Origin of the sequence: Streptococcus suis (assembly GCF_002964045.1) — a bacterium.
Classification (GTDB): Bacteria; Bacillota; Bacilli; order Lactobacillales; family Streptococcaceae; genus Streptococcus; species Streptococcus suis_U.
Map to the genome: position 1 here is coordinate 1 of NZ_POPB01000028.1, position 269 is coordinate 269.

Sequence of the window (269 nt, forward strand, 5' to 3'; positions counted from 1 at the left end):
AAGCTTCCTGTAGTCTCTTGATTAATGAAATAACCATCGAAACCATAGTATTTTGCCATATCTACCAACTTACGAGCCACAGGAAAACTTCCATCAGGATCCTGTCTCATAGAAGCCACAAACTTCTCTTGGTCTTCAATACTACTGGACCAATTGTAGAAAATCGTTCCCAAAACAGGCACACCATTGCGGTGTCCAGCATCAATAACGTCTGGGCTAGGAATCAAGCCTTCCCAAAATACCATTGAATCAATATACTGCCAGTAATC

General features: G+C 41.3%; 1 protein-coding gene. It reads right to left on the minus strand.

All coding sequences use genetic code 11. From position 1 onward, the window contains the following. Nucleotides 1–269 (minus strand): endo-beta-N-acetylglucosaminidase (locus C1E99_RS00115; RefSeq protein ID WP_153060103.1); only part of this gene is annotated, 269 nt, incomplete at both ends.